Annotated in this window: 2 protein-coding genes and 1 pseudogene; 2 read left to right on the top strand and 1 reads right to left on the bottom strand. The window is 39.9% G+C overall.

Going from position 1 to position 2,061, the window contains the following annotated elements; translation table 11 throughout:
- Window positions 1-93 precede the first annotated feature (93 nt).
- A complete protein-coding gene (locus HRU21_09130) occupies window positions 94-498 on the top strand; it encodes a DUF1801 domain-containing protein (protein ID NRA42454.1) in 405 nt (134 codons plus the stop codon).
- Between the two features lie 60 nt (window positions 499-558).
- On the opposite strand, the gene HRU21_09135 is transcribed toward HRU21_09130, so the two are convergent.
- Window positions 559-1,503, bottom strand: coding sequence for an IS110 family transposase (locus HRU21_09135; GenBank protein NRA42455.1), 945 nt, complete (start codon window positions 1,501-1,503; stop codon window positions 559-561).
- Window positions 1,504-1,721: 218 nt separating this feature from the next.
- Between HRU21_09135 and HRU21_09140 the strand changes: the two are divergent.
- A pseudogene (locus HRU21_09140) lies at window positions 1,722-2,061 on the top strand (hypothetical protein).

The raw sequence follows: 2,061 nt of genomic DNA on the forward strand, positions 1-2,061 counted from the left end.
CCGTGGTATAGCTAGAGTAATTTAACAAGTTGCAGCACAACTACATGCAAGTGTGGTTGGCGCCGTTATGTGCAAAGACCTAAGGACAGCCTAGTGGATAAAGAAATACAAAATAAATTTGCGTCTTATCCATACGATGCCCGCGAGAAGCTAGAAGACATCAGAAAGCTTATTTTTAATATCGCGGCAGAAGAAAATTTGGGTGACATTACCGAACAGCTTAAATGGGGAGAGCCGAGTTATTCATCAAAGATTGGGAGTCCCATTCGAATAGATTGGAAGCCAAAGCACCCTGATAAAGTATCAGTATTCGTCAATTATAAAACATTGCTTATAGAAACATACAAAGAAATATATGGCTCCTCACTGCAATATGTTGGGAATAGAGAAATAGCTATTCCGCTTTCAAAGCCAATACCATTAGCTGAACTTAAAGGCTGTATATCAATGGCACTGCAATATCATAAGCTCAAAAAACTTCCACTGTTAGGCGCTTAAATGTTCACAAATAACAGCGACTGTGGTTCAACCCCTAGCTAAAAATAAATCATTTCATAGTTAATATGCCCATACTGCGTTGTCTCTAACCATGGCATTTAAGATGGTTATAAACTTTCTCATAGCCGCCGTAAGTGCCACTTTTTTGTGTTTACCTTGGGCAACTAAGTGATGATAAAAACCACTAATGATCGGGTTGCATTGTATGGCGCTCATTGTCGCCATATAGAGCGTGGTACGTACTTGAGCTCTGCCACCTTGTATACGACGCTTTCCTTTGAGTTTGCCGCTATCGCGGTTAATCGGTGCTAAACCAGCAAGCGCTGCAATCTCTTTATTGTTTAATGTGCCTAGCTCTGGCATATCGCTCAGTAATGTGTAAATGAGTGTGTCACCAACGCCTGGCACGGTTGATAACAACGCTCTGCGTTCAGCCCAGGCTGACTCCTCTTCAACCGCTTTTGAAAGCTTGGTCTGAGTCCACTGTATATCTTTGTTGATGGCTTTAATGAGTCGATTGCACGAGCGTTCAATCGTGCTTCCCATGATTTTCTGGCGGTTAAGNTCCATCGTTCGCNTGTTAATTAATTGCCGACGACGTACAACCAAGTCNTTGATAAGACGCTGATTTTTACTTTGCCGCAGACTAAAACGTGGTTTCATCATCTGACCAAATTGNGCAATGATTCTNGCATCAATCTTGTCGGTTTTAGCCAACTGATCTGAGGCACGTGCAAACTGTCTGACGGCTAAAGGTTTAACAATACAAACCGGCAAACCTTGATCGAAAGCGGCTGTAACGAATTCCAATTCATAACGGCCTGTAGCTTCCAGAACAATACGTTCGACTGAATACCGTTTGATGCGATTGAGCGCATCTCGAATACCCTTATCATCATTGTTGACGGTAAAGTGAAGATCTCGTTCAAGTAGATAAATATCCAATTGGAACTTACCCACATCGATGCCAATATTAATACCGAATTTCTCTATTTTATTTGTCATAGCACCTCTTCCTTGCTAAATTCGAGCTTGAAGCTCATTCGACTGTTCGAGTTAAATCATCGGGTCGGAGTAGGTCTCAGGCTTGTTAACGGTTTATTCAACCTGTGCAGCATCGAGATACCACTCCGGTAAACTAGTTACAGCTAGTTACGGGCTTCAACTTACTATAAAAATCTATAATGGATAAGTCATAAGAATGGAAATTAGACCATACAAGTGCAGGCAAAGAAAAAGGGAAATATTTAGCAATTGAATCAAGCCTTCAAACCATTGAAAAGCAGGTGGCTATAACCACTGAAACATCGGAGTCGATCAAAACAGCAATAGAACATGATACATGGAGAAAAAAAGAACTTGAATCAATAAAGCGACAAAAACTAGAGGAGTATTTTCTTCTTATATCACCCTTAAATAATGACCTTAACAATGAGATGATAGAAAAGCTTTTTGGAAAAAATACTAATTATGACCCTCAGTGCTTTAATAAAGCTAATATGATTCAATCATTATATTTACCAGAGTTATTAATTGAGCATCATGAGCTATCTAAAGTTGTTA

The organism is Pseudomonadales bacterium, assembly GCA_013215025.1.
GTDB lineage: Bacteria > Pseudomonadota > Gammaproteobacteria > Pseudomonadales > DT-91 > DT-91.